Annotated in this window: 1 protein-coding gene; it reads left to right on the top strand. The window is 65.3% G+C overall.

Going from position 1 to position 472, the window contains the following annotated elements:
* On the top strand, nucleotides 1–206 hold a 206-nt coding region (locus H7U37_RS15265), incomplete at its 5' end, for an S-layer homology domain-containing protein (protein WP_204877010.1).
* Between the last annotated feature and the right edge of the window lie 266 nt (nucleotides 207–472).

Genomic DNA, 472 nt, shown 5'->3' with positions numbered 1-472 from the left:
GCTATGCCGGCAGCCCCGCCGTGGATGATGCCGGCCTGATCTTCTCCGACGCCGATCAGGTCTCCGACTGGGCCGATGCCGGCGTCCGCTGGGCCGTGGCCAACGGCATTCTCTCCGGTAAGGGCAACGGCATCCTGGACCCCCTGGGCAATGCCACCCGCGCCGAAGTCGCCCAGATGCTCTACCGTTATACGCAGATCGGCTAAGACAGCCCCGGCCCTCCAAAGGGCCAAAGAGCCCCGGCTCCTGAAGCGGAGCCGGGGCTCTCAGGCTGTCGAAAAAGTGGAACGTGTTGCAGGAAACGTCAAAATGCCTGCATGGATGCGGGCGACCACAAGGGTCGCCCCTACAAGACGGGAGGGAATCGCACTCCCCCGCCGAGGGCGGCGGTGCCCACAAGAAAGATGGGGCGGACAGTGTCCGCCCCCTACAAAGGGCAGAAGGTACCGTGAAAGCGCCTGGGGGAAGTGCA

It is taken from the genome of Pseudoflavonifractor phocaeensis, assembly GCF_016901735.1.
In the GTDB taxonomy this organism is placed as follows: Bacteria; Bacillota; Clostridia; order Oscillospirales; family Oscillospiraceae; genus Pseudoflavonifractor_A.
This window is presented reverse-complemented; position numbering and strand designations above follow the sequence as displayed.